General features: G+C 52.2%; 2 protein-coding genes. Both read right to left on the reverse strand.

Going from position 1 to position 1978, the window contains the following annotated elements:
* Positions 1-28: 28 nt before the first annotated feature.
* Complete coding sequence (locus ABUA47_RS23090; RefSeq protein ID WP_005833230.1) at positions 29-928, reverse strand: lysophospholipid acyltransferase family protein; 900 nt, start codon at positions 926-928, stop codon at positions 29-31.
* Positions 929-982: 54 nt separating this feature from the next.
* On the reverse strand, positions 983-1978 hold a 996-nt coding region (locus ABUA47_RS23095), incomplete at its 5' end, for a MiaB/RimO family radical SAM methylthiotransferase (protein WP_349832122.1).

A 1978-nucleotide genomic window follows, 5' to 3' on the forward strand; every position in this document is an offset into this window, starting at 1 on the left:
GTTCCAATTCAATATGACAACAGCAATCTTATCCATGTTGCACAGATTCTTTTCGTTTATTTTTCCAGCGTTTATGAGACCAGAACCAATAAGCCGGTTCGCGCCGGATGGTCTGCTCCAGACGACGGGCGAAGCACTCGGTTATCTCGCCATCCGCCGTCTGCTTGGGAGTTTCGGTAACCAAATCGAAGAGCACTTTGCAATATCCCCTGGATGTCCGTTCCAATTCACAATAAAAGACGGGGAAGTCCATCAGCTTGGCAATGCGCTCGGCGCCATCCATGAACACGGTGTCCTGATTCAAGAAAGTGGTCCAATAATGGGCCTCGCTGCGGTTGGGCGACTGGTCTGTAATCAGGCCGATGGCTATCCGCCTGCCTTCACGGCGAAGCTTTATCACTTCGCGTGCCGTGGAATGTTTCGCCACATTGTATCCTCCGAACCGGGCACGGATATGCTTAAACATCTCGTCCAGATACTTATTGCTTAGCGGTTTGTACACCTGCACCGGGATGTCGCCCGGATGCATGATGGCCCCCATGCCTATAATCCACTCAAAATTGGCATAATGGGGAATCAACAGTACAATGCCTCCATGCTTCTCTATCATGGCAAGGTATTCTTCCTTATTATCATACTTCATCCGGCGGCAGAGCTCCTCGAAAGACATGCGCAGCATCTTCACCTCTTCCAGCATATAGTCGCAGATATAATGGTAGAACTTGCGCTCTATCTCCATCAATTCGGTTTCCGACTTCTCCGGAAAGGAATTGCGAAGGTTGCGGCGAACGACTTTCTTCCGATAATGCACGACGTGGCGCATCAGGAAGTACAGCCCGTCAGACAATGCATAAAGCGCCCGGAAAGGCAGAAGTGCCACAAGCCACATGCCCGCATAAGTCAGCCAATAGACAATTTTTGATTTCACTTCGTCAGTTATGAGTTATAAGTTATGAGTTATTTGTTGCAAAGGCGGCATTCCTCATTCCATTGCTCCCAAGAGTGCGGTGCCGTCGGCATTGAAATCGCCCAGGCGCACAGACACGAGCTGGTTGTCCAAGGCAGCATCATGAGGGACTTCCACACGGATATAATTGGGAGTGAAGCCGTGCATCGGCAGTCCGGGTTTGGGACGTTCCAGCAACACCGGCATCGTCTGCCCGATATGGCGCGCATAAAAAGCACGGGTCTTTTCGTCCGAAAGCTCCAGCAATTGCTGGCTCCTGCGGTGCTTTTCTTCGGGTGCCACCACGTGGTCTATCTTCAAGGCTTGCGTGCCGGGACGCTCCGAATAGCTGAAGACATGGAGCTGCGTCACGTCCAGGCTCTTGATAAACTCATAAGCCTGCCCGAAATACTCCTCCGTCTCTCCACGGGTACCCACAATCACGTCTACCCCTATAAAGGAATCGGGCATCACTTCCTTTATCTTCTTTATCTTCGAGGCAAACAAGGCGGTATCGTAACGGCGTCGCATCAGCTTCAGCACCTCGTCACTGCCCGACTGCAGCGGTATATGGAAATGAGGCATGAAACGCCGGGAACGGGACACGTATTCTATGATTTCATCTGTCAGCAGATTCGGCTCGATGGAGGATATGCGGTAACGCTCAATGCCTTCCACCTCGTCCAGCGCCTTCACCAAGTCGAAGAAAGTCTCACCGGTAGACTTGCCGAAGTCTCCGATATTGACGCCGGTCAATACAATTTCCTTTCCACCTTCGGCAGCCGCCTGGCTGGCCTGCTCCACCATAGAAGCAATGCTGCCGTTACGGCTACGTCCGCGGGCAAAGGGAATGGTGCAATAGGAACAATAATAATCGCAGCCGTCCTGCACTTTCAGGAAGAAGCGTGTCCGGTCGCCACGCGAACAAGACGGGGCAAACGAACGTATATCCTTCAAAGCGGAAGTGTAGGCCTCGCCGGTCTCGTGCTTCTGCAGATTGCCCAGGTAGTGGAGCAGGTCCTTCTTCTGCTC

Source organism: Bacteroides sp. RTP31139st1_H2_RTP31139_211217 (assembly GCF_040227615.1).
In the GTDB taxonomy this organism is placed as follows: domain Bacteria; phylum Bacteroidota; class Bacteroidia; order Bacteroidales; family Bacteroidaceae; genus Bacteroides; species Bacteroides uniformis.